This window comes from Alloactinosynnema sp. L-07 (assembly GCF_900070365.1).
Lineage (GTDB): Bacteria > Actinomycetota > Actinomycetes > Mycobacteriales > Pseudonocardiaceae > Actinokineospora.
The window spans coordinates 1372126-1398797 of the sequence record NZ_LN850107.1 but is presented as its reverse complement, the minus strand read 5'-3'; the positions used below and the strand labels follow the sequence as shown (position 1 = coordinate 1398797).

General features: G+C 71.2%; 26 protein-coding genes. 12 read left to right on the top strand and 14 right to left on the bottom strand.

The annotated features are described in order from the left end of the window. Window positions 1-29 precede the first annotated feature (29 nt). From BN1701_RS06690 to BN1701_RS06680, 3 genes are read left to right on the top strand one after another with little or no spacing between them, the layout of a single operon-like run. Window positions 30-1301, top strand: a complete 1272-nt coding sequence (locus BN1701_RS06690) for a cyclopropane-fatty-acyl-phospholipid synthase family protein (protein ID WP_231949516.1) — start codon at window positions 30-32, stop codon at window positions 1299-1301. After that, complete coding sequence (locus BN1701_RS06685) at window positions 1298-2068, top strand: DUF1295 domain-containing protein (RefSeq protein WP_054046493.1); 771 nt, start codon at window positions 1298-1300, stop codon at window positions 2066-2068. Before BN1701_RS06690 ends, BN1701_RS06685 begins: the two co-directional genes overlap by 4 nt. Before the next feature lie 6 nt (window positions 2069-2074). Then, window positions 2075-2527, top strand: a complete 453-nt coding sequence (locus BN1701_RS06680; RefSeq protein WP_054046491.1) for a peroxiredoxin — start codon at window positions 2075-2077, stop codon at window positions 2525-2527. A 14-nt stretch (window positions 2528-2541) separates the two neighbouring features. Here BN1701_RS06680 and BN1701_RS06675 read toward each other — a convergent pair whose 3' ends face one another. The 6 genes from BN1701_RS06675 to BN1701_RS06650 form a co-directional block, all read right to left on the bottom strand. Further along, window positions 2542-3246, bottom strand: coding sequence for a peptidylprolyl isomerase (locus BN1701_RS06675; protein ID WP_369800667.1), 705 nt, complete (start codon window positions 3244-3246; stop codon window positions 2542-2544). Between the two features lie 112 nt (window positions 3247-3358). Next, window positions 3359-4543, bottom strand: a complete 1185-nt coding sequence (locus tag BN1701_RS06670) for an LCP family protein (protein WP_231949515.1) — start codon at window positions 4541-4543, stop codon at window positions 3359-3361. 119 nt (window positions 4544-4662) lie between these two features. Beyond that, window positions 4663-5886, bottom strand: a complete 1224-nt coding sequence (locus BN1701_RS06665) for a cyclopropane-fatty-acyl-phospholipid synthase family protein (RefSeq protein WP_054046489.1) — start codon at window positions 5884-5886, stop codon at window positions 4663-4665. Then, window positions 5883-6605 (bottom strand): DUF1365 domain-containing protein, encoded by a 723-nt coding sequence (locus BN1701_RS06660; protein WP_054046487.1) that lies wholly within the window; start codon window positions 6603-6605, stop codon window positions 5883-5885. The genes BN1701_RS06665 and BN1701_RS06660 overlap by 4 nt, the downstream gene beginning before the upstream one ends. Further along, window positions 6602-7861 carry an NAD(P)/FAD-dependent oxidoreductase gene (locus tag BN1701_RS06655; protein ID WP_054046484.1) on the bottom strand — a complete coding sequence of 420 codons (1260 nt, stop codon included), beginning with the start codon at window positions 7859-7861 and terminating at the stop codon, window positions 6602-6604. The genes BN1701_RS06660 and BN1701_RS06655 overlap by 4 nt, the downstream gene beginning before the upstream one ends. A gap of 9 nt (window positions 7862-7870) precedes the next feature. After that, window positions 7871-8566 (bottom strand): alpha/beta hydrolase, encoded by a 696-nt coding sequence (locus BN1701_RS06650; protein ID WP_054046482.1) that lies wholly within the window; start codon window positions 8564-8566, stop codon window positions 7871-7873. 73 nt (window positions 8567-8639) lie between these two features. Here BN1701_RS06650 and BN1701_RS06645 point away from each other — a divergent pair, with 73 nt between their 5' ends. Next, window positions 8640-9476 (top strand): alpha/beta fold hydrolase, encoded by an 837-nt coding sequence (locus tag BN1701_RS06645; protein WP_054046480.1) that lies wholly within the window; start codon window positions 8640-8642, stop codon window positions 9474-9476. Between the two features lie 144 nt (window positions 9477-9620). On the opposite strand, the gene BN1701_RS06640 is transcribed toward BN1701_RS06645, so the two are convergent. Both BN1701_RS06640 and BN1701_RS06635 read right to left on the bottom strand, forming a co-directional pair. Then, window positions 9621-10316 carry an ABC transporter permease gene (locus tag BN1701_RS06640; RefSeq protein ID WP_054046478.1) on the bottom strand — a complete coding sequence of 232 codons (696 nt, stop codon included), beginning with the start codon at window positions 10314-10316 and terminating at the stop codon, window positions 9621-9623. Beyond that, window positions 10313-11224, bottom strand: a complete 912-nt coding sequence (locus tag BN1701_RS06635) for an ABC transporter ATP-binding protein (RefSeq protein WP_054046475.1) — start codon at window positions 11222-11224, stop codon at window positions 10313-10315. The genes BN1701_RS06640 and BN1701_RS06635 overlap by 4 nt, the downstream gene beginning before the upstream one ends. A 145-nt stretch (window positions 11225-11369) precedes the next feature. Here BN1701_RS06635 and BN1701_RS06630 point away from each other — a divergent pair, with 145 nt between their 5' ends. From BN1701_RS06630 to BN1701_RS06615, 4 genes are read left to right on the top strand one after another with little or no spacing between them, the layout of a single operon-like run. Further along, window positions 11370-12494, top strand: coding sequence for a sensor histidine kinase (locus BN1701_RS06630; RefSeq protein WP_231949514.1), 1125 nt, complete (start codon window positions 11370-11372; stop codon window positions 12492-12494). Next, complete coding sequence (locus BN1701_RS06625) at window positions 12491-13087, top strand: DNA-binding response regulator (protein ID WP_054046471.1); 597 nt, start codon at window positions 12491-12493, stop codon at window positions 13085-13087. The genes BN1701_RS06630 and BN1701_RS06625 overlap by 4 nt, the downstream gene beginning before the upstream one ends. Before the next feature lie 50 nt (window positions 13088-13137). Continuing rightward, window positions 13138-13740 carry an NTP transferase domain-containing protein gene (locus BN1701_RS06620; RefSeq protein WP_054046469.1) on the top strand — a complete coding sequence of 201 codons (603 nt, stop codon included), beginning with the start codon at window positions 13138-13140 and terminating at the stop codon, window positions 13738-13740. After that, window positions 13706-14419: a sugar isomerase domain-containing protein gene (locus BN1701_RS06615; protein ID WP_054046467.1), complete on the top strand. Its 714-nt coding sequence runs from the start codon at window positions 13706-13708 to the stop codon at window positions 14417-14419. The genes BN1701_RS06620 and BN1701_RS06615 overlap by 35 nt, the downstream gene beginning before the upstream one ends. 6 nt (window positions 14420-14425) lie before the next feature. Here the strand turns inward: BN1701_RS06615 and BN1701_RS06610 are convergent, their stop codons facing one another. After that, a complete protein-coding gene (locus tag BN1701_RS06610) occupies window positions 14426-16276 on the bottom strand; it encodes an ABC transporter ATP-binding protein (protein ID WP_231949513.1) in 1851 nt (616 codons plus the stop codon). A 302-nt stretch (window positions 16277-16578) separates the two neighbouring features. Here BN1701_RS06610 and BN1701_RS06605 point away from each other — a divergent pair, with 302 nt between their 5' ends. After that, window positions 16579-17868: a glycosyltransferase family 87 protein gene (locus tag BN1701_RS06605; RefSeq protein ID WP_082860284.1), complete on the top strand. Its 1290-nt coding sequence runs from the start codon at window positions 16579-16581 to the stop codon at window positions 17866-17868. Window positions 17869-17889: 21 nt separating this feature from the next. On the opposite strand, the gene BN1701_RS06600 is transcribed toward BN1701_RS06605, so the two are convergent. Next, window positions 17890-18165, bottom strand: a complete 276-nt coding sequence (locus tag BN1701_RS06600; protein ID WP_255364598.1) for a helix-turn-helix domain-containing protein — start codon at window positions 18163-18165, stop codon at window positions 17890-17892. Between the two features lie 120 nt (window positions 18166-18285). Beyond that, the gene (locus BN1701_RS06595) at window positions 18286-19914 is read right to left on the bottom strand and encodes an ABC-F family ATP-binding cassette domain-containing protein (protein WP_054046465.1); all 1629 of its coding nucleotides are present in this window, start codon (window positions 19912-19914) and stop codon (window positions 18286-18288) included. Window positions 19915-20089: 175 nt separating this feature from the next. Between BN1701_RS06595 and BN1701_RS06590 the strand changes: the two genes are divergently transcribed. Beyond that, entirely contained in the window at window positions 20090-20851 is a 762-nt protein-coding gene (locus BN1701_RS06590; protein ID WP_054046463.1) for an SDR family oxidoreductase, read from the top strand. Between the two features lie 6 nt (window positions 20852-20857). Here the strand turns inward: BN1701_RS06590 and BN1701_RS35280 are convergent, their stop codons facing one another. The 3 genes from BN1701_RS35280 to BN1701_RS06575 are packed head-to-tail and all read right to left on the bottom strand — an operon-like array spanning window position 20858 to window position 23572. Continuing rightward, window positions 20858-21298, bottom strand: a complete 441-nt coding sequence (locus tag BN1701_RS35280; RefSeq protein ID WP_157367794.1) for a hypothetical protein — start codon at window positions 21296-21298, stop codon at window positions 20858-20860. A 55-nt stretch (window positions 21299-21353) separates the two neighbouring features. Beyond that, entirely contained in the window at window positions 21354-22022 is a 669-nt protein-coding gene (locus tag BN1701_RS06580) for an acVLRF1 family peptidyl-tRNA hydrolase (RefSeq protein ID WP_054046458.1), read from the bottom strand. Further along, window positions 22022-23572: a deoxyguanosinetriphosphate triphosphohydrolase family protein gene (locus tag BN1701_RS06575; RefSeq protein ID WP_157367793.1), complete on the bottom strand. Its 1551-nt coding sequence runs from the start codon at window positions 23570-23572 to the stop codon at window positions 22022-22024. Before BN1701_RS06575 ends, BN1701_RS06580 begins: the two co-directional genes overlap by 1 nt. Window positions 23573-23658: 86 nt before the next feature. Between BN1701_RS06575 and BN1701_RS06570 the strand changes: the two genes are divergently transcribed. Beyond that, complete coding sequence (locus BN1701_RS06570) at window positions 23659-24762, top strand: lycopene cyclase family protein (RefSeq protein ID WP_231949512.1); 1104 nt, start codon at window positions 23659-23661, stop codon at window positions 24760-24762. Between the two features lie 169 nt (window positions 24763-24931). Continuing rightward, entirely contained in the window at window positions 24932-26668 is a 1737-nt protein-coding gene (locus tag BN1701_RS06565) for an EAL domain-containing protein (protein ID WP_054046456.1), read from the top strand. Window positions 26669-26672 lie beyond the last annotated feature (4 nt).

The window sequence follows — 26672 nt, the reverse complement described above, 5'->3', positions numbered from 1 at the left end:
CAGCCGGTCCTACGAACGACGGGAGAACCGTGGCCATCGCCTCCACGCTGGCGCGGACCGCCGAGCGAGTCCTCGGCGTGCCGCTGCCTGTCCGACTCCGTGCCTGGGACGATAGCGAGGCCGGTCCGCCCGGGGCGCCGGTGGCCGTCGTGCGGTCGCGGCGGGCGCTGCGCAGGCTGCTGTGGAACCCCGACGAACTGGGGCTGGCCCGCGCGTATGTCAGCGGTGACCTGGACGTCGATGGCGATCTCGCGGAGGCGCTCTCGCTGTTCTGGGCGCTGGCCCGAGACCGCCGGATCACCAGACTCTCGCTGCGAGACAAGGCCGAGGTCGTCGCCACCGGGCTGCGGCTCGGCGTTTTCGGCCCCCGCCCGCCCGCTCCCGCCGTCGAGGCCCGGCTGGCTGGCGACCGGCACACCAAAGCGCGCGACCGGGCCGCCATCGCCCACCACTACGACCTCTCCAACGCCTTCTACCAGCGCGTTCTCGACCCCCAGATGGCGTACTCGTGCGCGTACTTCGAGTCCCCCGACCAGACAGTCGAACAGGCGCAGTACGCCAAGCTCGACCTCGTGTGCGCCAAGCTCGGGCTACGCCAAGGCGACCGCCTTCTCGACGTCGGCTGCGGCTGGGGTTCGCTGGCCATCCACGCGGCCCGGCACTACGGCGCCCGGGTCGTCGGCATCACGCTCTCGGCTGAGCAGCGGGCGTTCATCCTGGCCAGGCTCGACGAGTACGGGCTGGCCGACCAGGTCGAGGTCCGCCTCCAGGACTACCGCGACCTCGCCGACGAGCCCTTCGACGCCATCGGCACCCTGGAGATGGGCGAGCACGTCGGCGCCGAGAACTACCCCGCCTACGCGGCGACGTTGTTCCGCATGCTCAAGCCGCGGGGCAGGCTGCTGCTCCAACAGATGTCGCGCGGCGCGACGGCGCAGGGCGGCGGGGCGTTCATCGAGTCCTATGTGGCGCCTGACATGAACATGCGGCCGGTCGGCCAAACAGTCGATCTGCTCGAACACGCCGGCCTGGAGGTCCGCGACGTGGAGGCCCTGCGAGAGCACTACATCTGGACGGTCCAAGCCTGGGCTGACACGCTCGAAGCCCAGTGGGACGAGTTGGTCGGCCTGGTCGGCGAGCAGCAGGTGCGGGTGTGGCGGCTCTATCTCGCGGGCGGGGCGCTGGCGTTCCGGGAGAACCGGATGGGTGTGCACCAGATCCTGGCCGTGCGGCCCACGCCGACCGGGGTCAGCGGATTTCCGGCCACCCGCGGCGACACCTTGGAGCGAGCCGCCTCATGATCCTGAACCTGGTCGTCACCCTCGGTGTGACCCTGCTGGTGATGGTGATCGCTTTCGCCCTCAGCGTCCGGCGCCGCAAGTACGACACGATCGACACGGTGTGGGGGCTCGGCTTCGCGGTCGTCGCGCTGGTGACGTTCGGCATGGCCGACGGCCCGTTCGCCTACCGCGTGGTCCTCACGGCGCTGACCGTGATCTGGGGTGTGCGGCTCGCGGTCCACCTGCACGTGCGCAACCACGGCAAACCGGACGACCGACGCTATGCGGCGATCGAGGCCAAGGCCAAGGGCAGCCCCCAGGCCCACATGTTCCGCGTCGTGTTCCTGACCCAGGCCGCGATCCTGTGGTTCGTCTCGGCCCCCATCCAGATCGGCCAGTACGGCGACGACTCGTTCGGCCCGCTCGCCTACGCCGGGGTCGCGGTGTGGCTGATCGGCTTCGGGTTCGAGACGGTGGGCGACTGGCAGCTCAGCCGCTTCAGGGCCGACCCGGCGTCCACTGGCAAGGTGCTCGACACCGGACTGTGGCGTTTCACTCGTCATCCCAACTACTTCGGCGACGCCTGCGTATGGTGGGGCCTGTACTTGATCGCCTGCCACTCGTGGGCAGGCGTGGCGACCCTGCCCGCGCCGATCCTGATGACGTTCCTGCTGGCCAAGGGCACCGGCAAGCCGATGACCGAGAAGCACCTGTCCAGTTCCCGCCCCGGCTACGCCGAGTACGTCGCCCGAACCAGTGGATTCTTCCCGCTACCGCCAAGGAGATAGCCGCCGATGCAGCCCGGTGACCTCGCCCCCGACTTCAAACTCGCCGACGAGACCGGAACGCTGCGGTCGCTGCGTGAATTCCTGGATAACGGCCCCGTGGTGCTGTTCTTCTACCCGCACGCGATGACCCCTGGCTGCACCGCCGAGAGCTGTCACTTCCGCGACCTGGCCACCGAGTTCGCCGAGGTCGGCGCGCAGCGGATCGGGATCAGCCCGGACGGGGTCGACAAGCAGGCCCAGTTCTCGTCGATCAACTCGTTCGACTTCCCGCTGCTGTCGGACCCCGACGGCGCGGTGGCCAGTCAGCTCGGCGTTCGCAGGCGGTTCGGTCCGCTGCTGACCAGGCGCATGACGTTCGTGATCGACACCGACTTCAAGATCCTGGAGATCATCAAGAGCGAACTGCGCATGTCAGTGCACGCAGACAAGGCGTTGGCGGCCCTCCGCGCCCGCGCGTAAGGGCCGCCACCACCTCACCAGGCCTTGCGGATCTTGCGGATCGTCGTGGTCAGCTTGGGCGTGCCGTCGACCGGCGCCGGATCCTCGGCGGTCGGCTCGATCCCGCCCGCGGCGACCTTGTCCAGCGTCGCCAGTCCCCCGGCGTCGACCGACCCGAACACGGTGTAGTTCGGCCGCAACCGCGAATCCCCGTAGACGAGGAAGAACTGGCTTCCGTTGGTGTTCGGTCCGGCGTTGGCCATGGCCAGCAGCCCCCGGCCGTAGACCTTGCGGGTGCCCGTCGTGTCGCCGGGCCACGGCGGCAGGTCGACCGGCAGTTCGTCCTTGTACTTGTAGCCCGGCCCCTTCTCACCGGTCCCGCTCGGGTCGCCGCACTGCAGGACCTTGAGCGTCGGGTACGCGGTGAGCCGGTGGCAGGTGGTCACGTCGTAGAAGCGGTGCCGGGCCAGGTGCAGGAAGCTCTGGACCGTGCACGGCGCCTTTGCTCGGTCCAGGGTGAGACCGATTCTTCCTTGGGTGGTCGGCACGGTCAGCTCGACCGTGCCCCGACTCGGGGTCCGCTTGGGGTCCGGTGGCAGCGGCACCTTGCGCGCCGCCGGGTCCTCCAGGGTCTGCGTGTACTGACAGGGACCCTTGGTGACCTTCGGCGGGTGGTCCTCGGCGGTGGCCACAGCCGCTGAGGTCACCAAGGATCCCGCGATCAGCGCGGTGGTGACCAAAGCTCGAGACAGCCTTGTGAGCACGAACCTCTCCTTTGATCGACAGCAGCGAGCGAGTGTAGGGGCGCGCTGTGTGACAGGAACAGGTCCGAAGTGGGTTAGCGATTACCAATCAGCCGCCGGGGCCGACGATGACCTCGTCGGGGACTTCGGTGTCGTTCTTGAGCGCCGCGAACAGCTTCGGCGCCTTGACCTTGTCCCAGAGGATCGCCGAGCCGACACCCTTGACGTTCTGGCTGCCGCCCATCGGGATGGTGGTCGTGATGAGGTTGCCGTCGCCTGCCCCGCCCATCGCGAACGCCACCGGGGGCAGGTTGTGCAGGTGCGTGTCGCTGTTGACCGTGATCGCATCCGGTGCGCTGCCCAGCAGCGGGAACAGCTTGAACGGGTTGGCCAGGGTCCCAGCCGAGGTGGCTTTCTTCGTCAGGGCGCCGATGAACGCGCGCTGGCGGATGACGCGGTCGAGGTCGGCCCGCGGCCCCTTGCGGGTCCGGACGTAACCGAGCGCGTTCTTGCCGTCGAGTTCCTGGCAGCCCGCGGGCAGGTTGATGCCCGCCAGCGGGTCGTCGATCGGCGCGTCCAGACACATCTCGACACCGCCGACCGCGTCGACCACGTCGGCGAACCCGCCGAAGCCGATCTCCATGTAGTGGTCCAGCCGCAGGCCGGTGTTCAACTCGACGGTCTTGGCCAGCAGCTTGGGACCGCCGAAGGCGTAGGCGGCGTTCAGCTTGTTCTTGCCCTTGCCCGGAATGTCCACAAGGGAGTCACGCAGCAGCGAGACCAGGGTCGGCCGGACATCGTTGTCCGGCAGGTGCAGCAGCATGATCGTGTCGGTGCGCTGGCCCTTGGCGTCACCGGTGGACAGGCGCTCCTCGTCCTCGGCGGTGAGCCCTTCGCGGCTGTCGGAGCCCACGATCAGCCAGTTGGTGCCCGAGGCGGCCGCGGGCCTGCCCTCATAGTCGGTAAGCGCGTCGACCCGGGTCAGCGAGGTCTCCAGGTAGATCCACAGACCGGCGACGAGCGCGACGATGACCACCAGCGCGGTCAGCGCGATCTTGCGCCCCCGACGCTTGCGGCGCGGGGGCGGCGGACCGCCGAATCCCTGCTGCTGGGGCGGCACCGGTCCGCGCGGCGGCTGCTGCCTGCGATCGCGTCCGGCGGGGGGCCGGTACGGGTCGACGGGCGGGGGCGGTGGCTGGTGCTGCTCGGGCTGGTAGGGCTGTGGCATGGCCCTGGTGGGCGGCACGTACTTCGGCGGTCGACCCTGCGGTCCCTGCCCATGTCCGTAGCTCACGAATGTCCACCAGCCCGACGCGTCACGAAGTCCAGTCCCCTTCACCGGCGGAGTGCAGCCGAATGCATGGAGTGTCCCACTCCCACACTTATGGACGCGGGCCGCCCACCGGGGTTGCCTCAGCCGCCGATCGAGAGCTGCCGCACATTGAGGTACCCGGACCGGAAACCGGCCTCCGAGTAGGCCAGGTAGAACTCCCACATCCGCCGGAAGGTCTCGTCGAAGCCCAGGTCAGCCACCTCGTGCCAGCGGTCGAGGAACCGCACCCGCCACTGGCGCAGGGTCTCGGCGTAGTCGAGGCCGAAGTCGCGGAAGGCGTGCACCCGCATCCCGGTGTGCCGGGCCAGGGTCTGCTCCATCGACTCCGGGGAGGGCAGCAGGCCGCCGGGGAAGATGTACTTGTGGATCCAGGTGTAGGAGTCCCTGGAGGCAAGCATCCGGTCGTGCGGCATGGTGATGGCCTGCAACCCGAACCGGCCGCCGGGCTTGAGCAGCCGGTCGACGGTGGCGAAGTACGTCGGCCAGTACCGCTCCCCCACCGCCTCTATCATCTCCACGCTGACCACGGCGTCGTAGGTGCCATGGGCCTCGCGGTAGTCGCGCATCAGCACCTGGACCCGGTCGGTGAGCCCGGCTTCGGCGACCCGGCGCTCGGCCAGCGCCTTCTGCTCCGCCGAGATCGTGAGGGACGTGACCCGCGCGCCGCGCTCGGCGGCGCGGATCGCCAGCGCGCCCCAGCCGGTGCCGATCTCCAGCACGTGCGAGTCCGGGCGCACGTCGGCGTAGTCGAGCACGCCGTCGATCTTGCGGATCTGTCCTTTGTGGAGGTCGCCGCTGCCTGTCTCGAACCACGCCGACGAGTAGGTCATCGACTGGTCCAGGAACGTGGCGAACAGGTCGTTGGACAGGTCGTAGTGACGGTGGATGTTCGCCCGCGCGCCGTCGACGGTGTTCTGCTCGTCGGCCGGGTGGCGGCGGTCGACCCAGCGGCGCAGCGCCTGCAGCCGCGGCGGGATCAGCGTGCTCAGCCGGGCGGCGAACTCGGTCAGCAGCTCGACGAGATGCGTCGAGGTCCAGTCGCCTGCCATGTACGACTCGCCGAACCCGACCTTGGCGTCCACTCCGAGCCGGTGGAAGAACGCCGACGGCCGGTGCACGCGCATCACCGGCGACCGCGGCCCGCCCGCGCCGATGCGGTGGCCGCCGGGGAACACGACACGGATCGGCAGCCCCCGCACGGCGTTGGCGAACAACGCGCGCGCGATCCGGGCCCTGGCCGGGCTGTGCGGCGGGGTGAACAGCCCGCCCCAGGCGCCGTCCGTCCGCAGAGAGGTGTCGGTCATCGAACTCCTTCTTGGGGGAGGTGGCGGGGGCGGCGCACGACGGGGACCCGGCGCAGCCACAGGGCGATGCCGTGGCGACGGATGAGGGCGGTGACCCGCTGGGGCAGCAGCGGCCTGCGCGTGACCATGCGGATCACCTCCGTGGGCGTGGCCTGCCTGCGGTCCCCGGTGAGCGTCGCGGTGAACGGTGTCGTGCCGTGCTGCCGCAAGGTCACCGTCAGGGAAAGCGTCGCACCGGGACGCGGCAGCCGCATCCGGTACTCCCCGCCCATCTCCAGGAACGGGGACACATAGAACTGTTTGTCCGCCCGCGCTCGACCGGCCTGGTCGGTGTGCAGCAGATAGCAGTGACGCTCGCCGTAGGTGTTGTGGACTTCGGCCACGACACACTCGACTTCGTCCTCGGCGTCGTGCACCCAGTAGACGGTGATCGGGTTGAACACGTGGCCCAGCACACGCGCGTTGGCGAGCATCAGGATTCGGCCGGTCACGGTGACGCCCTGGAGTGCCAGCCAGCCGACCAGGTTGTCCTTGATGGACGCAGACGGGTCACCGAGGTGATCCCGCGCGTCGAACCGAGCGAACGGGCGCAGCCACCACGGCAGGCGCGGCGGGTCGTCGAGGTCGATCAGCCACAGGTAGACCGGGTGCCGGAACGACCGGTGCAGCCGCTCGGTCCGGATGTGGCTGACGGTGGCGTCGTAGATCGCGGCGGTCACGTCGCCCAGCCCGCGCCGAACGACTCCGCCGCGCGCACGCCCGACGCGCAGCCGTCCTCGTGGAACCCCCAACCATGGTAGGCGCCTGCGTAGGCGAGCACGCCGTCGTTGAGCGCGGGCAGCCCGCGCTGGGCGACCAGCGTCTCGGGGGTGTAGATCGGGTGCTCGTAGACCATCGTGCGCAGGACCGCGTTCTCGGCGACCCGGTCGCGTGCGTTGAGCGTGACCACGTAGTCGTCCGGTTCGGACAGTCCCATGAGCCGGTTCATGTGGTAGCTGACCCGCACCGGCCCGTCGGCCGAGTCGCAGGCGGACTTGAGGTAGTTCCACGACGCCCGCGCGTCGCGAGCGCGCGGCAGGATCGAGGTGTCGGTGTGCAGGAGGGTCTCGTTGACCGAGTACTCGAACGCGCCGAGCACCGACCGCTCGGTCGGCGTCGGCTGGGCCAGCAGCCGAAGCGCCTGGTCGGGGTGCGTGGCCACGACAACGCGGTCGAAGCGGTGCGCCTCGTCGGCGTCGTCGCGCAGTTCGACATGGTCGGCGTGCCGGATCAGCGCGCGGACCGGCGTGGACACCTGCACCGCGGACAATCCCTTGGCGGCGCGCTCGACGTAGGTGCGCGAGCCGCCGACCACGGTCTTCCACGTGGGCGAGCCGGTCACCGAGAGCATGCCGTGGTGCTGGAGGAACTCGAACAGGTACCGCGCCGGGTAGCGCATGCTCGGCTCGGCGCCCGCCGACCAGACCGCCGACACCAGCGGCACCAGGAAGTGGTCGACGAAGAAGCGCGAGTACCCGCCGACCACGATGAACGCGCGCAGGGTGATCTCGCCGGGATCGTCGCGCAGCACGCGTCGGGCGTGCCGGTGGAAGCGCTTCACCTCGCCGAGCATCCGCAGGAACCGCGGCCGGGTCAGACTCTCCCGCTGTGCGAACAGACCCCGCGCCCCACGCGCCCCCGCGTACTCCAATCCGCACCCGTCGCAGCGCACGCTCATCGACATCTCGGAGTCGCGGGTGGCCACGCCGAGTTCTCCGAACAGCCGCAGCAGGTTCGGGTAGGTCCGCTCGTTGTGCACGATGAACCCGCTGTCGACCCTGGCGAGGGTGCCGTCGGAGGTCGGCAGGTCGTGGGTGTGGGCGTGTCCGCCGAGCCGGTCGTCTGACTCGAACAGGGTCACGTCGAACCGCTGCCGCAGCAGGTACGCGGCGGTCAGCCCGGACACGCCGCTCCCGATCACCGCCAAGCGCCGCACTGGGCCTCCCTAAAGGGGGATGCGCAGCCCTTCCGGTGAGGGCCGTCCCAGGGCATTCGTAATCACCGGGTCGATCGGTTGGGTGCCGAGGACACCGAGAACGAAACCGGTCACCAGCCGGGTCCAGGTGTCGGCCTTGCGCAGCAGCGCGTGCCCCTCGTCGTGCACGTCGAAGTGGACGACCTGATCGGTGACCACCTTGGCGCGGCGGGCGAAGGAGAAGGACAGCTCGGGATCGGTCGTGCGGTCGTTGAGACCGTGGGCGATCAGCACCGTCCGGCCCACCAGGTGGTCGACCGGCTCCTTGGGCTTGGTCCACGGCGCCAGCGCGCACACCGCCACGACCGACGGGTCGCCACCCGCTCGCAGCGCCGTCCGGCCGCCCATGGAGTGTCCGACCAGCACGACGGGGACGTCACCGTGGGCGAGCCGGATCTGGTCCAGCGCCCACTCGGTGTCGCGGACCGGGTCCCGATCGGGCGCGTTCCAGCCGCGATAGCGGTAGCGCAGCGCCCACACGGCGATGCCCTGACCGGCGCCCGCCCTGGTGATCGCTTTGGCGAAGGGCAGCATCCGCAGATAGGCGGGGCGCCAGGCGCCCACGCGGGCATGGCTGCGCTCCTGGCCACCGTGCAGCAGCAGGACTACGCCGCGCACGCCGGTGGTCGGGCCGAAGGTGCGGTACCGCGGTTGGGGGTCGGTCACACCTCAATCTTCGCAACACCCGCCAGTCCGGGCTGGTGTGTTCCCGCTTACTCCCTCGCAATAGGGTCGGCGGGTGACCGAACACGTCCAGATCACCACCGCCGCGGGCACGTTCGACGCGCTCGCGGCGGGTGCGCCCGGTGACCGGCCGGTGCTGCTGCTGCACGGATTCCCGCAGGCGTCGACCGAGTGGGCGCACCAGGTCGCCGAGTTGGGCCGGGCCGGGTTCCACGCGGTCGCCCCAGACCAGCGCGGCTACTCCCCCGGCGCGCGGCCCGCGGACGTGGCCGACTACAAGATGGACGAACTCGTCGGCGACGTGATCGCCATCGCCGACGAGTTGGGCTGGTCCCGGTTCGACCTGGTCGGCCACGACTGGGGCGCCGCGGTGGCCTGGCACACCGCCGCCGAGCACCCCGACCGGCTGCGCACCCTCACCGCCGTGTCCGCCCCGCACCCGGCGGCCATCGCGCGGGCGTACAAAGAGGACGAGGACCAGCGGCTGCGGTCGCAATACATCTCCGTCTTCCAGGAGCGCTCCGCGGAGAAGCGCCTGCTGGTCGACAACGGCGCCGCGCTGCGCCAGCTGTTCGAGTACCGGCCGCCGCGCTCGCACATCAACGACTACATCACGCGCCTGTCCGAGGAGGGCGCCATGATCGCGGCGCTCAACTGGTACCGGGCGATGAAGTGGAACGTGCCACCGGACGCGGTGTCGGTGCCGACGATGTTCGTGTGGGGCACCGAGGACGTCGCCTTCGGCTCGACGGCCGCCCTCGGCTGCGACAAGTGGGTCACCGGCGCCTACCGCTTCGAGATGCTCGACGACCTGACCCACTGGATCCCGGAAGAGGCCCCCGAGGCGCTCACCGCGCTGCTGCTCGACCACCTCGGGTCACCCGTCTCCTGACGTTCAACCGCGCGGTTGATCGGTTCGCCGCGTGCCGAACACGATGGTTTCCCACCAACTCGTAAGCGTGGAGGTAAACCGTGTTCCACAGGCCATCGAGCCGGTTCCTGTGGCCCTACGGCCAGGACACCTTCGCGTGCGAGGTCAGGACCGTGGTTCCCACCGGAAGTACCGGCGCCCCAGCCACACCGTCGCACCCGCCCAGGCAATCATGACCGCGATCGGGACCAGCGGGTCGCGCCCACCGTCGAGCCCGGCGCGCACCAGCTCGGCGGTCGCGCCGCCAGGGACCGCCAGCAGCCACCTGGACGGGGCGGGGGTGGACAGCACCCACATCGCGCCGCCCATCATGGCCGCGACCAGCGGCGCAGTGGTGATCTGGGCGTTCTCCGGGGTCGCGGTGACCGCCGCCGTGGCCAGGCCCGCGCCCGCCGCGACGAGCGTCCCGCCCACGATCGCTGCCGCCATCGCCGCGAGGTCCTTGGGCAGCGGCGCCCCGGCGACCATGGCGATGCCGACGAACAGCGCGCCCTGGATCAGCCCCAGGACGAGCATCGGCGTCATCACCCCGGCCAGGATCACCGGTTCGGCGGTCTCACCGCTGCGCAACCGCTTGAGCGAGAGGTCCTGCCGCCGCGACACGAGCGCGGTCGTGGTGCTGACGTAGACGGTCAGCCCATGGACCACCAGCACCTGCATCGTGACCGGCGCGACCCAGTCGCCGTCGTTGCGCAGACAAGCGAACGCGACGCCGAGCAGCAACGGCATCGCCAACGCCATCGCCGCCGTGGTCTTGTTGCGCAGCAAGAGAAGCAGCTCGATCCGAGCCAGCGCGATCATGCCGCCACCGCCGCCACGCCATGGAAGACATCGGACAGGGACGCGTGGTGGGCGCGGAGCCTGCCGAGCTGGACACCGCGACCGGCCGCCCACGCCAGGACCACCGCCAGGTCGTCCTGCAGTTCGCGGGTGCGGATCTCGACGCGGCAGGCGAGAAACGCCTCGGGGTCGACCAGGCCGCGCACAGCGGGCAGGTCGTCGAACGCCAGTCCCTCTGGCCGGACAAAGGAGATCCGCGACGACTCGCGTTCGAGCACGTCTGCCAGCGAGCCGCACACCTCGATCCGACCCTCGTGCATGATCGCGATGCGGTGCGCCAACTGCTCCGCCTCCTCCAGGTAGTGGGTGGTGAGGACGACCGACGTGCCCTCGGCCAGCAGTTCCCGCACGATCCGCCAGGTGCGGCGGCGGGACTCGGGGTCGAGGCCCGTCGTCGGCTCGTCGAGGAACAGCAGCTCCGGCTTTCCGAGGGTGGCGAGCGCCAGATCGAGTCGCCTGCGCTCACCACCGGACAGGGACTTGATCCGCACATCACGCCGGTGCGCGAGGTCGGCCAGCTCCAGCGCTTCGTCCACTTGCGACGGTCGGGTGGTCAGATCTCGCCACAGCCGCACGGCTTCCCGGACCGTCATCTCGCCGGGGAATCCCGACTCCTGCAGCATCACGCCGGTCCGAGGCCGCACCAGCTCCCGGTCGGTGTCAGGGCGCAGGCCGAACACCCGCACCATGCCCGCGCTCGGGACACGCAGCCCCTCCAGGACTTCCATGGTGGTCGTCTTGCCCGCGCCGTTGGTGCCCAGCAGGGCGAACAGCTCACCCCGCTCGACGACGAAGTCGACGCCACGCACGGCCTCGAACCCGCCGTAGCGGCAGCGCAAGTCCACCACCTCGATAACTGATTCGGTCATGGGTAAAGCGTCGCGGGCCTGCCGCAGGCCCGGTAGGCCGGTGGATCATGTCCGGTCGGCGGAAACACCGGTCTTGCCATGACAAATGTCAGGCCGGTCCCGCCGCGACACGGCCGTCGGCGCCGATCGCCGTACATTCATGCGCGTGGGAACCCCCCTGGACCGAATGCGCAGCTACACACTCTGGACTCTGGTCGGCACCGCGGTGCTGATCATGTTCTTCCTCGGCCTCGGCGTCTATCAGCGTGGCCTTTGGCACGTGGTGCCGGTCGTCGTCGTGCTCGTCCAGTACGTGCGGATCAGCGCGACCGCCATGCCTGGTCTCGGGATCGGCGCGCCGCGGCCATGGGAGATCCCGGCCACCGCCGTGGTCGCGCTGGCCACCTGGTGGTTCAGCCTGGTCGACACCATCGACGGGCTCGCCTGGGCGATGCTGCCCGCGAGCACCCTCGGCGCGGTCGCGGGCAGGCTCGCGGGACATCTCCGCTGGTGGGCGACGGTGCTCGGCGCCGGGTTCATCGCGTTGTCCGGTCTCGGGGTCGCCCAGTTCGCGGGCACGATGACCGCCGACCCGGTCGGGTGGACCATGGGCCTCACACTGGTCTGCGCGATCTTCGCGATGAGCAACCTGATCCAGGTGTGGCTGTGGTCGGTGATCCGCCAGCTCGACGAGGCCAGGGCGCTGGCGGCCGACCTCGCCGTTGCCCAGGAGCGGCTGCGCTTCGCCGCCGAGCTGCACGACGTCCAGGGCCACCACCTACAGGCGATCGCGCTCAAGGGCGAGCTGGCCGAACGCCTCATCGGCCACGACGACGCGGCCGCCCGCGTTCAGGCCGCCGCGGTGAGCGAACTGGCCAGGCAGGCGCTGCGCGAGACCCGCGGCGTCGTACACGGCTACCGCCGCACGAGTCTGTCCACCGAGATCGGCAACGCGGTCGACATCCTCCGCGCGGCCGGGATCGCCACCGCGGTCGACGGCGACGCCCGGCTCGTGCCGCCGTCGCTGCAGCCGCTGTTCGGCGCGCTCATACGGGAAGGAACAACGAACATCCTGCGCCACAGCGCCGCCGCCGCGTGCGAGCTGACGATGTCGGTCGTCGACGGGCGAGCCGAGGTGCGGCTGGGCAACGACGGCGTGCGCCGGGAACCCGGCCCACGCGGCAGCGGATTGGACAGCCTCACCGAACGGTTCGCCGCGGTCGGCGGCAACCTGCGCGTGCACGACGCCGACGGCCGCTTCGAGCTGGTCGGCGAGGCGGGCCCGCGATGATCCGGGTGGTACTGGCCGACGACGAGGACCTGATCCGCGGCGCCCTCGCGGCGCTGCTGGAACTGGAGCCCGACATCACCGTCGTGGCCGAGGTCAGCGACGGCGACGCCGCGGTCGCCGCGGTCGAGCGGCTGCGGCCGGACCTGGCGGTGTTCGACCTGGAGATGCCGCGGCGCGACGGCGTGGCCGCCGCCGAGGCTGTCGGACACCGGACCGCCGTGGTGATCGTGACCAGGCACGCCCGGCCAGGGGTCCTCAAGCGGGCGCTGGCGGCGGGTGTGCGCGGATTCGTCCCGAAGACCACCCCGGCCTCCCGCCTGGCCACGATCCTGCGCGACGTCCACGCGGGCGGGCGCTACGTGGACTCCGAGATCGCCGCGAGCGCGCTGACCGAGGACGCGTGCCCACTGACGGCGCGCGAGCTGGAGATGCTGCGCCTGACCCGGCGCGGCGGCTCGATCCAGGACATCGCGCGCAGCGTCCACCTCGCGCACGGCACCGTCCGCAACTACCTGTCCTCGGCGATGGCGAAGCTGAACGTGTCGTCGCGGCACGACGCGGCGCGGCGGGCGTGGGACGAAGGCTGGATATAACCGCCGGTCACGACTTTTCGATCATCGGGAGTTAGCCCTAAGCTCGCTCCATGGCGGCCCCCAAGGTGGCGGGCCTGCTCCTGGCCGCGGGCGGGGGCAGGCGCTTCGGGATGCCGAAAGCCCTGGCCCCCTACGGCGGCGGTCTGCTGGTCGAACACGCGGCGAGAACGCTGGTCGACGGCGGCTGCGAGCCGATCGTGATCGTGTTGGGCGCGGGCGCGGACGAGGTCCGCCACCGCGCCGACCTGCCCGGCACCCTCGTCGACAACCCCGACTGGGCCGACGGCATGGGCTCGTCGCTGCGCGTCGGCCTCGCCGCGGTGGGACCGGCCGACGCGGTCGTCATCCTGACCGTCGACACCCCTGGCGTGACGCCCGCCGCCGTGCGCAGAATCAGCGCGCTGGCCTCGGCGGACGCGCTGGCCAGGGCGACCTACGACGGCGTGCCCGGACACCCCGTGCTCATCGGCCGGTCGCACTGGCGCGGGGTCGCCGCCGCGGCCGACGGCGACACTGGTGCCCGCCCCTACCTGACCCGGCACCCGGTCACCGAGGTGCCGTGCGCGGACATCGCCGACGGCACCGACGCCGACCGGCCGGACGAACTGAGGAGGCTGAATGCCCGAGGACCCGATGCTGGCGCATCTCGCTGAGGTGGGCACGCACAACGCCGAGGCGCTCGACGACGTGGCGGACCTGGTGCTGGCCTGCATCCGCGCCGAGGGGCTGGTCCTCACCGCGGGCGCGGGCCACTCGCTGGCCGCGGTGGCCGAGACGTTCTTCCGGGCGGGCGGCCTGGCCTGCGTCCACCCGCTCTACCACGAGGACCTACAGGTCTTCGGCAGCACCCGGCGCGCGGTCGAGTCGGAGAGGCGCCCAGGACTGGCCCGCGGCGTGTTCGGCCAGCTGCGCCTGTCCGGGCACGACGTGCTGTTCCTGTTCTCCAACTCCGGGGTCAACCACTACCCCGTCGAACTGGCCATCGCCGCGATCGACGCCGGGTGCCCTGTGGTCGCGGTGACGTCGCTGGCCGCGACCACCGCCGCCCCGCGCCGGGCCGGGTCGACGGTCGCGCAGAACTCCACCATCGTGCTCGACACGCTCACCGAGCCGGGCGATGTCTCCTACCCGGAGAAGAACGCGGTCACCGCGTCGCTTTCCTCGCTGAGCAACGTGTACCTGTGGAACCAGGTCTTGGTCAGGCTTTTCGACCGGGCCGAACGCGACGGGTTCGCCCTACCGTTGTGGCGAAGCTCCAATGTGGAGGGTGGAGACGAGGCCAACGCCCTGCTCATCGAACGCTACGGCCCCCGCATCCCGCCGCTCAGCTAAGAGGGGTCAAGCGGCGGCGTCCTCCTCGGCGAACTGGGTTCGGTACAGGTCGGCGTAGCGGCCGCCCGTGGCAAGCAAGACGTCGTGGGTACCCCGCTCTACGACCTCGCCCGACTCGACCACGAGGATCTGGTCGGCCGCGCGGATCGTCGACAGCCGGTGGGCGATCACCAGGGCCGTGCGCCCGGCCAGCGCGGTCGCCAGCGCCTCCTGCACGGCCACCTCGGACTCGGAGTCCAGGTGCGCGGTCGCCTCGTCCAGGATCACCACCCTGGGCTGGGCGAGCAGAAGCCGGGCGATGGTCAGCCGCTGCCGCTCGCCGCCGGAGAGCCGGTAGCCGCGCTCGCCGACAACGGTGTCGAGCCGGTCGGGCAGCGACTCGACCAGCCTGCCGAGCCGGGCCTGGCGCAGGGCGTGCCAGATGTCGTCGTCGGTGGCCTCAGGGCGGGCGTAGGCCAGATTGGCCCGGATCGTGTCGTGGAACAGGTGGCCGTCCTGGGTGACTACCCCGACCGCGCCGCGCAGGTCGGCGAACGTGACATCCCGAACGTCGACACCGGACAGTCGGACGGCACCGGAGTCGACGTCGTAGAGCCGCGGGATGAGCGAGGCGATGGTCGACTTGCCCGCGCCGGACGAGCCGACGAGCGCGACCATCTGGCCGGGCTCGGCGCGGAACGAGACCCCGTGCAGCACTTCCTCGCCGCCGCGCTGGTCGAGCACGGCGACCTCCTCCAGCGACGCCAGCGACACCCGGTCGGCGGCCGGGTAGCCGAAGCGGACCGCGTCGAACTCCACCGACAGCGGGCCGGTGGGCACCGGGCGCGGACTCGGGTTCTCGTCGATCATCGGCGGCAGGTCGAGCACCTCGAAGACCCGCTCGAAGGACACCAGCGCGGTCATCACGTCGACCCGGACGTTGGCCAGCGCGGTGAGCGGGCCGTAGAGCCTGGTGAGCAGCAGGGCCAGAGCGACCACGGTGCCCGGGGCGAGGTCGCCGGTCAGCGCGAGGTAGCCGCCGAGGCCGTAGACCAGGGCCTGGGCCAGCGCCGACACCAGCTGAAGGCTCGTCATGAACCAGCGGGTGGCCATCGCGGTACGCACCCCGATGTCGCGGACGCGGCCCGCGCGGTCGCCGAACTCGACGGCCTCGGCGTCGGGGCGGCCGAACAGCTTGACCAGCGTCGCGCCGGGGGCGGAGAACCGCTCGGTCATCTGGGTGGTCATCGAGGCGTTGAGCGTGGACGCCTCGCGCTGCAGGTCGGCCATCTTGCGGCCGACCCGGCGGGCGGGCAGGACGAACACCGGCAGCAGCACCAGCGCCAGCGCGGTGACCTGCCACGACAGCGTCATCATCACCGCGAGCGAGAGCACGAGCTGGATCACGTTGGTGACCAGCCCGGAGAGCGTGGACGTGAACGCCCGCTGGGCGCCCATCACGTCGTTGTTGAGCCTGCTGACCAGCGCGCCCGTGCGGGTGCGGGTGAAGAACGCGACCGGCATGCGCTGCACGTGCTCGAACACCGCGCGCCGCAGGTCGTAGATCAGGCCCTCGCCGATCCGCGCGGACTGCCAGCGCTCGGCGACGCCCAAACCCGCGCCGACGATCGCCAGGCCCGCGATGGCCACGGCCAGCCAGACCACGACCGACACCGGCTCGCGCCCAACGATCGCGTCGACCACCTGGCCCGCCAGCAGCGGCGAGCTGACCCCCAGCACCGCCGAGACGACCGTGAGGACCAGGAAGATGATGAGCCGCGGCCGGTGCCTGCGGCTGAAGCTGAAAACCCGGCGGATCGTGCCCTTGCGCAGTCCCTTGGGGACGTCGGACCGCATCGAGCGCGCCATGCCTCTCATCGAGAAGTTATCCACGCGCACCCCCTCTCTCGAACAACTCCCGTACAACGCCGCGGCGGCCATGGAACTTCCCGCCCACGTCGGTGGCGGTGGCCACTGGCTAGTGGCTCGTCCAGGAACGTCGGCCTGGTATCGGCGTGTCCACGGCGTCGCTGCCAAGGCGCGGGGACAGCGCGCGTACCGGGTGTACGTGGCTGTTCCCGCAACGCGGGCAGCGGCGTCGTGGGCATGTCGAGACCTGGTCGGCGTTCCTGGACGGGCCACTATGTAGCCTGCCGTGACCGGGTGACGAAAGGGTGGCGATGGGTGGGGACGCGGGGCGCGCGGAACTGCGGCTCGACCTGCTGTTCTACGCCTTCGGCGGGGTGTTCGCCCTGGTCACGGCCGTGCTGTCGGAGTTCTACGGCTATCGGGTGTGGGGCAATTTCGCCGTGAGCGGATATTTCGCCGCCGCCGCCCTGACCCTGCTGCGCCCGACCCAACGCTGGCTGCCCGTCGTGGTCTCGGGCGTGCTGAGCATCGTGGCCCCGCTGCTTTACCTGGCCTTCCGGCGCGCGCCGGACTTCACCTGGGGCCCGTGGCCGTGGTCGTTCCCGGCGCAGCCCGAGGTGTGGGTGATCGAACGCGCGGCCCGGCTGCTGCTGGCCGACGGCACGCCGTACACCGACCTGGCCACCCTCGGCCGCACCGCCCACCCGGACGACTACACGCCCTACGGCCCGGCGATGAGTGTGTTCGGCCTGCCACGCGCGGTGTTCGGCGACCACCCGCTGACCGACTCGCGGGTGATGTTCCTGCTCGGCTCCGCGCTGGCGGTCTGGGCGGCGTGGCGAGTGCTCGGGAAGCCCACGATCTCCGTGCGCGGCGCGCAGTTGGCCGCGATCAGCCCGCTCACCGCGCTGACGCTGAGCGTCGCCGGTGACGATGTCGCCATCGTGGCCATGATCGTGCTGGCGGCCGCGCTGGCCTACCGCGTCAGTCCCGTATGGACTGGCGCGGTCTGCGCGGTCATGGTCGCCATGAAGCTCACCGCGATACCCGCCGCCGTGGTCATCGGGTTCGGCGTGCTCGCCCACGCGGGTGGGCGCGCGCTGTCCCGCTACCTCGGCGCGCTGGCCTCGGTCGGCGCGCTCATCACCGTGCCCGTCCTGGCCGCCGATCCGGCGTCCTTCGTCGAGCACGTCATCAAGTTCCCGGTCGGACTCGGGCAGGCGTCCTCACCCGCGTCCAGCCCGCTGCCCGGCCACCTGATCGCCGGGACAGGCCCGGTCGGGCACGTGATCGCGTTGGTCCTGCTCGGCATCGCGGCCTGCGCGATCACGGCCTGGCTGGTGGTGCGTCCACCCCGTTCGGGCACCGAGGTGCTGGTCCGGGTCGCGGTGGGCCTTGGCGCGGCGATCCTGCTGGCGCCCGCCACACGGTGGGGCTATCTCGTCTACCCCGTCGCGCTGGCCGGTGCCGCGATCGCCTTCGCGGCGATCACGGCCACCCCGGGTCCGGCGTCCCAGCGGGACCCCGGACCCGACTCCGCGACCGATCACCCGGCGGGGCCCAGTGCCGGCACGACACCCAACCCCTCCGGCTTGTCCTAGCCGGACGGACGCGAGCCGTCCTTACTTCTTCTTCGTGCGGGTCGCGCCACCACGCCCGCGCAGAGTCACGCCGGACTCCGACAGGACCCGGTGCACGAATCCGTACGAGCGTCCGGTGCTTTCCGCTAGCGCACGGATGCTGGCGCCCTTCTCGTACTTCTTCTTCAAGTCAGTGGCGAGTTTGTCGCGCGTGGCACCGGTGATCCGCGCGCCTTTCTTGAGGTCAGCCACGTTGTCCGCCTTCCGTCGCGAATGGTGGGGGCCTCGGAGACCCCTACCGCCGCAATGATCGAACACGGTGGCGCGGAATGCCAGACGAGATGACAAAAAGGTGTCACACAGGGGTGATCACCGTTGATACCCGGTCCGGGACACAGGGTGATCTTTGAATACAAGATCCCTGCGTAGTGCCCAATTTCAGGCGAGCTGAACGAGTTCCAGGTACTCCGCGGACCAGTGATCCTCGGTCCCATCTGGGAGAAGGATCACCCGCTCGGGTTCCAGCGCCTCGACCGCTCCGGGGTCGTGGGTGACCAGAACGACCGCGCCGGAGTACCGCCGCAGCGCGTCGAGGACCTGTTCGCGGCTGGCCGGGTCGAGGTTGTTCGTCGGCTCGTCGAGCAGCAGCACGTTGGCCGCGCTGGACACCAGACCGGCCAGCGCCAGCCTCGTCTTCTCGCCACCGGACAGCGTCCCGGCGGGCTGGTCGAGCTGTTCACCGGTGAACAGGAACGTGCCCAGCAGCGACCGCAGCTGCTGTTCGCCGGTGTCCGGGGCGGCGTGGCGGATGTTGGCCCAGACGCTGGCGTCGTGGTCGAGCGTCTCGTGCTCCTGGGCGTAGTAGCCCAGCCGCAGCCCGTGACCGGCGATGACTTCACCCGAGTCGGCCTTCTCCATGGCGCCGAGCAGGCGCAGCAGCGTGGTCTTGCCCGCGCCGTTGAGGCCGAGGACGACGACCCGCGAACCCTTGTCGATCGCCAGGTCGACGCCGGTGAAGATCTCCAGCGAACCGTAGGACTTGCTCAGTCCCTCCGCCGTGAGCGGCGTCTTGCCGCACGGGGCGGGTTCCGGGAAGCGGATCTTGGCGACCTTGTCGGACTGGCGCACGGCGTCGAGCCCGCCGACCAGCTTCTCGGCGCGTTTGATCATGTTCTGCGCGGCGACGGCCTTGGTGGCCTTGGCGCGCAGCTTGTCGGCCTGCACCATGAGGGCGCCTGCCTTCTTCTCCGCGTTGGCCCGCTCGCGCCTGCGCCGCTTCTCGTCGGACGAGCGCGCGTCGAGGTAGCGCTGCCAGCCCATGTTGTAGAGGTCGACCTCGCCGCGCACGGCGTCGAGGAACCAGACCTTGTTGACCACGTCGGCCAGCAGGTCGACGTCGTGGCTGATCACCACGAGACCGCCGCTGTGGCCCTTGAGGAACCCGCGTAGCCAGGCGATCGAGTCGGCGTCGAGGTGGTTGGTCGGCTCGTCGATCAGCAGGATCGTGCCGGACCCGCCGCCCGCGCCCGCCTCGGAGGCCGCGAACAGGATGCGCGCCAGCTCGACCCGGCGGCGCTGACCGCCCGAGAGCGTGCTCAGCGGCTGGTTGAGGACGCGGTCGGCCAGGCCGAGGTTGGAGCAGATCCGCGCGGCCTCGCTCTCGGCGGCGTACCCGCCGAGGCTGGAGAAGCTGTCCTCGAGCCTGCCGTACTTGCGGACCGCGGCGTCGCGCTTGGCCTCGTCGACCAGTTCCGCCATGGCGGTCTGCGCCTTCTCCATCTCGCGCAGGAGCTGGTCGAGCCCGCGTGCGGACAGGACACGGTCCTTCGCGATGACCGAGAGGTCGCCTTCGCGGGGGTCCTGCGGCAGGTAGCCCATCTCGCCGGTGCGGTGGACGTTGCCCGCGTAGGGCTCGCCCTCGCCGGACAGGACACGCAGAGTGGTGGTCTTACCGGCTCCGTTGCGGCCGACCAGGCCGATCCGGTCGCCCGCCTGGATGCGCAGCGTGGCGTCGGAGAGCAGGATGCGCGAGCCCGCGCGAAGTTCGAGGTCGGTTGCGGTGATCACAGTGAAGGCTCCGTCTATCGCTTGGGCATGGCAGGGGTCGTCTGCCCGACCGCCTCGACGGCCGGGCCCTCCCGCACATCAGTCGATGAGAAGCACGAGGCCCAGTGTACGGGTCGGCGTCGACCGGTTTCCGGCCGCACTCGAACCTAAGCGCTTGCTTAGCTAGGGTGCTGGCATGACTCTCGCCGGAAAGACCGCCATCGTCACCGGTGCCAGCCGCGGCATCGGCCTGGCCATCGCCACCGACCTGGCCCGCGCGGGCGCGGCCGTGACGATCTCGGCGCGCAAGCCCGAGCCGCTGGAGGCCGCCGCCGCGGCGATCCGCGCCGCGGTGCCGGAGGCCAGGGTGCTGGCCGTACCCGCCAACACGAGTTCGGCCGAGGACCGCGCGACCGTGGTGTCGCGGACGGTGGCCGAACTGGGCGGCGCGGACATCCTGATCAACAACACCGGGATCAACCCGGTGTACGGGTCGCTGATCGACGCCGACCTCGACGGCGTGCGCAAGATCTTCGACACGAACGTGGTGGGTGCGCTGGGATACATCCAACTCGCGGTGAAGGCGTGGATGGGCGAGCACGGCGGCTCGATCGTGAACATCGCGTCGGTGGCGGGCCTGCGCTCGACCGGGGTGATCGCCGCCTACGGGGCGAGCAAGGCCGCGCTGATCCGGCTGACCGAGGAACTGGCCTGGCAGCTCGGGCCGAGGATCCGGGTCAACGCGGTAGCCCCGGGCGTGGTGAAGACCCGCTTCGCCGAGGCGCTCTACGCCCAGGGTGAGGACGAGGCCGCCAAGGCGTATCCGCTACGGCGCCTGGGCGTGCCGGAGGACGTCGCGGGTCTGGTCACCTTCCTGGCCTCGGAACAGGCCGGGTGGATCACCGGGGAGACCATCCGGGTGGACGGTGGCCTGCTGGCCACCGGCACCCTGGGCTGAGGCTCGCTACGCGGTGGTGGTCGGCGCCGCCGAGGTCGTCGGGGTCTGGCTGGTCGTGGGCGGCGCCACCGGTCCCCGACGCTCGCCGCGGCGGGGACCGTGGCCGGGACCGGGACCGAAGTCGGGGCCACCGCCGCGGAAGTCGGGCCGGGCGTGGCCGGGATGTCCGCCGCGCCCGCCGCGGCCGTCGCTCGCGTCTCCGATGAAGTAGCCCGCCACGCCGCCGCCGAGCAGCAGTCCCGCGCCGACCAGGGCCGCGACCAGCAGGCTGACCACGCGCTTGGGCTTGGTGGCTGCCACGGGTTGCGCGACCGACGGCGGCGAGGCTGCCGGGGACTCGGTGCGGATCTCGGCGGTGGGGGTGGGATCAGCCTGCGGAGTTGGCTGCGCCGGGGGGTCTGCGGGTGCTGGTCGGTCCTGCGGACCGGACGGAGGTGTCTCGCTCATGGGTCCCACTCTGCGCCGCGAGTCTGTGTCCAGCCTGTGTGTGAGCTGGGAACACTCATCCGTCCCGGACGACGACCTCGATCGAGAAGGCCCGCACCGCCGCGTCGTCGAGGACCGTCCGGCGCGGCTCGGGGACGTCGAGTACCCGCGGCTCGGCGATGGCGAACACCGCCGCCAGCGCGCGGTCGGCCCGCAGCGTGTCCAGCGCCCGCTGATCGCCGCCGAGGACGACCGCGGCCAACTCCTCGACCCTCGAGCCCAGAACCTCGGCGACATCCTTGGCCGCCGCCTCCAACGCGTGTCGCGCCTGGCCTTCGCGCCTTCGGGCGAACCGCTGCTGCGACCACCCGCCCGCCGCGCTGCGGCCGTGCACCTGGTGCCGGTCGGTCCGCGACACCACGACCTTGCCCGCCGCGGCGACACCGACGCTGTGGCCGCCCAACCGGACGAGCAGCAGCCCGACTTGGCGAGGCTTGGCCAGGTGGGCGACCAGACTGTCGACATTCAGGGTCGGCCACTCCCCCACGCCCTCGATGGGCGCGTACGGCACGGAAACCGTCGCAGTGGCACCGTCGGCCGCCTCGACCACCACGGTCTCCGGGGTGACCAGCGTGCGGGTGATCCCGTCATGGCGGGCGCCGAAGCGCTCGAACCAGCCCGCGACGCGGTCGGCCGTCACCTCGACGCCCCGACCGCCGCCCGCGACCGCGCGCGCCCTGGCCATCAGAGGACGAACGCGTCGGACCAGGACTGCCCGGTGCGTCCGGACAGCGCATCGAGCAGCGCTGCGGCCTGGCCGTCGGTGAGCGAGGCGACGAAGTCGATCACCGCGCGGCCCCTGGCCAGGGTGAGCACCCCGCCCGGCGGGGTCTCGCCGGTGGCGCCGACGAGAGTCTCCGGGCTGCTCCCGGCCAGCGAGGCGTACTCGCCGTGGGCGAGTTCGACCAGGTCGTGCAGCCTGCGCGGGAGCCGGTCGGCCTCATACGGATCCGACAGCCACTGCTCGAGCGCCTCGACCAGCCAGGTCAGCAGCCGAGCCTGTCCGCGCTGGTAGAGCGCCAGGTCGGGGCGCAGCAGCACGAACCGGCGGTGCACGAACTTGAGGACCTGGACCTCGTGCCACTGCTCGCGGCCCAGCAGCACGTGCCCGGAGCGGGTGGGCGGATCGGCCAGCACGTGCACACCCGCGACCAGCCGCGCGGTCCAGCCCGACGAGAACCGGCCGAACGCCTGCTCGGCGGCAACCGAACCGTCGAACGGCACCGACAGCAGATCGTCGACCAACTCGGCGCGGACCCGCGACACCGCCGCGGCGAAGACCTCGTCGTCGACGATCCACGAGTCGCGCGCGTGCAGGCGCCGCCGCAGGGTCTCCAGCGACTGCCCGGGCTTGCGCTGCCACCGGGCCAGCTCGGCGTCGTCGAGCGCGGCGAACTCGGCGCGGTCGGTCTCCCACTGGCCGAGTTCGGCCGAGACCGGCGCGTGCTGCAGGACGCCGACCCGGTGGAAGTCCTCCAGGTCGTGGATGGCGTAGGCGATGTCGTCGGCGTTGTCCATCACCGAGGACTCCACCGTCTGCTGCCACGGGTCGACCCGCTTGTCGAACGACGCTCGGCACTGGATCACGTCATCGATCTCGGTGATGTAGGCCGAGAACTTGCTCGACCCGGTGCCCGGCGCGTCCTTCGGCTCGGCCGCGCCGCGAGGCGGGTCGGCCATGTCGCGTGGATGAGGGGTCGGGTAGGTCAGCCGGGTCCACGGGTACTTGAGTGTCGCCGCGCGGACGGCCGCGGTCAGGTCGAGGCCCGCCGCACGGGGGCCGCGGGTGTCGGTGGTGGTGATGATCCGGAAGCTCTGCGCGTTGCCCTCGAACCCGTCCGGGAGACCGAACCGGTGCCGGGCCAGCCGGTCGAGCACCTGCTCGCCGAGGTGGCCGAACGGCGGGTGGCCGAGGTCGTGGGCCACCGACGCGGCCTCCACCACGTCGGGGTCGCAGCCGCCGAGGTCCTCCAGCACCGGGGCCAACACGGGATCGGAGATCAGCCGCTCGGCGATCGCCCTGGCCACCTGCGCCACCTTGAGGCTGTGGGTGAGCCGGTTGTGCAGCAGCCCGGAACCCGCCGCGCTCACCACCTGCGTCACGCCGCCCAGGCGGGCGAAGAACGGCGAGGCCACGATCCGGTCCCGGTCGCCGCGGAACGGGGACGCGGCGAGATCGACCGGCCCGGCGGCGGCATCACGCCGGGACTCACGCTGACGCAGATGATCGGGCACGTCGTGAGGCTAGGGCATGTCCTGCGGATCAGAACACGCCCTAGTACGGCGGCCTGGCGGTTGCGCCCGCCAAGGATCGGCGTGGTGTGATCAGCGCCGTGGATGTCGTGGTCGTCGGCGCGGGGCCCGCCGGGTGGGCGCTCGCCCATCACTGCGTGGGCGCGGGGCTGGACACCATGCTCGTCGACCCGGCGCCGTTCGCGCCGTGGCCCGCGACGTATGGCCTGTGGCTTGACCAGTGCGCGGCCCTCCCCGCTGACTCCTACATCCGGGTGCGCACGGTGCACGCGGGAGGACGGCCGCTTGACCGCGGTTATTGCGTGCTGCGCAACGACGTTGTCCTCGCCGGGTTCAGCCGGGGTGTCACCGTGGTGACCGGGCAGGTGACTGCCGCTGACCGCGGCCCGCACGGTGTGACGGTCGCGCTCGCCGACGGCACCAGGATCGCCTGCGCGGTCGCGGTCGACGCGTCTGGAGCGCGGCGAGTGTTGTCCGGTGGGCCGTTGGCGGGACCGCGCGCCGAGCAGACCGCGTTCGGAGTGATCGTTCCCGCAGCGTCTTTCGTGCCGGCGGGCGAGGCCGTGTTCATGGACCACTGGGCCACCGTCGGCGGTCTCGCCACCTTCCTCTACGCCGTCCCGCTGCCCGACGGACGCGTGCTGCTGGAGGAAACGAGCCTGGCCGCGCGGCCCGGTGTGCCCCGCGCCGTCCTGCGCGACCGCCTGGCCGCGCGTGGTGTGGACATGACCGGTCCGGTCGAGTGGGTCCGGTTCGCGCTCGACGTGCCACCGCCGTGGCGCGGGGACGCGGTCGCCTTCGGCGCCGCCGCGGGCATGATCCACCCGGCCACCGGCTACAGCCTTGGCGACGCGTTCGCGCTGGCCCCGCGGGTGGCCGCGGCGATCGCCGACGCGCCGCGCGGCAAGGCGGGCGTCGCCGCGCGCCAGGCTGTCTGGTCGCCGCGCGCCCAGGTCGTGCACCGGTTGCGCAGCCGCGGCCTGCGGACGCTGCTCGCGCTGCCCGCCGACCGCCACCCGCAGTTCTTCGAGTCGTTCTTCACGTTGCCCTCGGAGCTGCGCGACGCCTACCTGACCGGCCGTGAGGACGTCCGGGGCACCGCCGCCGCCATGGCCGCGGTGTTCCGCGCCGTCCCGTGGGGAATTCGCAAAACAATCCTTCTATTGCGGTAATAATTTCCGTCACGCGTGCTGGGAAACGATGACTAATCCGTTCGGGTAGCCCTCCGGAGCAGCTGTTGTGTGACAATCGCTCACCCAGCACCGGTGAGCGAGACCACAGGCTCATGAACAGCTGGTGACGACCCGTCACGAACCGGCCGGTAGCAGGCAGAATCGCCCCGTGACCGTGGTTCAGGACGTCAGCTTCGCGTTTCAGCCGTTGCTCAGTACCCGAACCGGCGAACCCGTCGCCATCGAAGCTCTCGCGCGACCGGGAACCGGCGGTATTTACGACTTGCTCCGGCAAGCCGGAAAAGCGGGACGCCTAGTCGAAACGGATATCGCACTGGCCGCCAGGGCCGTGGCCGCCGCGGCCCACCACGACCGCACGGTGCCGCTGCACATCAACCTCGTGGCCGCCACCGCCGCCCGCGCCGACGAGCTGATCTCGACGATGCGCCTGCCGCTGGGCCAAAGCGGGCGCGCCACCACCGAGGTCGTCCTGGAGATCACCCCGCCCTTCAGCCGCGTGCACCGCGCCGAGCTGATCCGCGGCCTCGCCCAGCTGCGCGAGGCCGGGTACCGGATCGCCTTCGACTCCGTCGGCGACGGCGACCTGCCGCTGTCGCTGCTCGCCGACGTCGGCCCCGACCTGATCAAGCTCGACAGCCACCTGATCGGTGGGCTGCCTGACGACGCGCCCAGCCTGGCCGTGGTCGAGAGCCTGGCCCACTACTGCTCGCGCACCGGCATCCGGCTGGCCGCGGTCGGCGTCGACAACGAGGACCAGTTGCTCTGCCTCAACCGGCTTGGCGTCCGCCTGGCCCAGGGCAACTTGCTGGCCGGCGCCTCGCAGGACGCGACGACCACCGCCGTGCCGCTGCCCCGCCCGGTCGCCGAGATCATCGAGCTGAACGCCACGACCACCACCGGCGACGTCACCGGTGTCCCGCTGGTGTCGGACTTCGTGCGGCCCGCCACCACGCTGCCGGACACGGCGACCGCCGAGGAGGTCCGCGACACCTTCGCCGCGGCCCCGGCGATCACCGGCCTCGTGCTGGTCGACGAGCACGGCAGGCCCGCGTACTCCGTGGAGCGCAGCCGGTTCCTGATCGCGGTCACCGGCCCGTACGGGCACGCGCTCAACGCCAAGAAGGCCGCCAGCAGGCACGCCGACGCGCCGCGGGTGATCCGCGCCGACGCGACCGCCATGCAGCTGCTGGAGATGGTCAACGACGCCGACTGGGAGCGCTCCGGCGACGACATCGTGGTCACCGACCACAACCGGGTGTGCGTCGGCGTGGTCCGGCTGAGCGAGGTCGTCCGCGGCGTCGCCGAGGCCAAGATCGAGCAGGCCGCCGCGCTCAACCCGCTCACCAGGCTGCCCGGCAGCGAGGTGGTCGACCGGGAGATCGACCGGCGGATCAACAACGCCGAGATGTTCGTCGTGGCGTGGCTCGACGTGGACGCGTTCAAGGTCGTCAACGACACCGTCGGGTTCGCCGCTGGCGACGACCTCATCCGGTCCCTTGGCCGCGCGCTGGCCGACGCCGAGGCCGAGCTGCCCGGCGTGCGCGTCGGCCACGTCGGCGGCGACGACTTCCTGATCGTGACCGAGCTGGACGAGATCGCCCCGCTGGTCAGCCGCGTGGTCGACCGGGTGTGGAGCACCGAGGGCCTGCCGGTCACGGTGTCGCTGGCGTCGCTGGTGTGCGGGGTCGGCTCCGTGCGCTCCTACCGCGAGGCTTCGCGGCTGCTCGCGCCGCTGAAGAAGCAGGCGAAAGCCGTCGCCGGGTCGAGCTGGGTGCTCACCCGACCAGGCGCCGACCGCGTCGAGGTGCTGCGCGGCCGGACCGGGCCGGGCCCCCAGCACGCGCTGCGGGACGCCCGGCCGACGACTGTGTACTCGGCGGTCTAGCCGG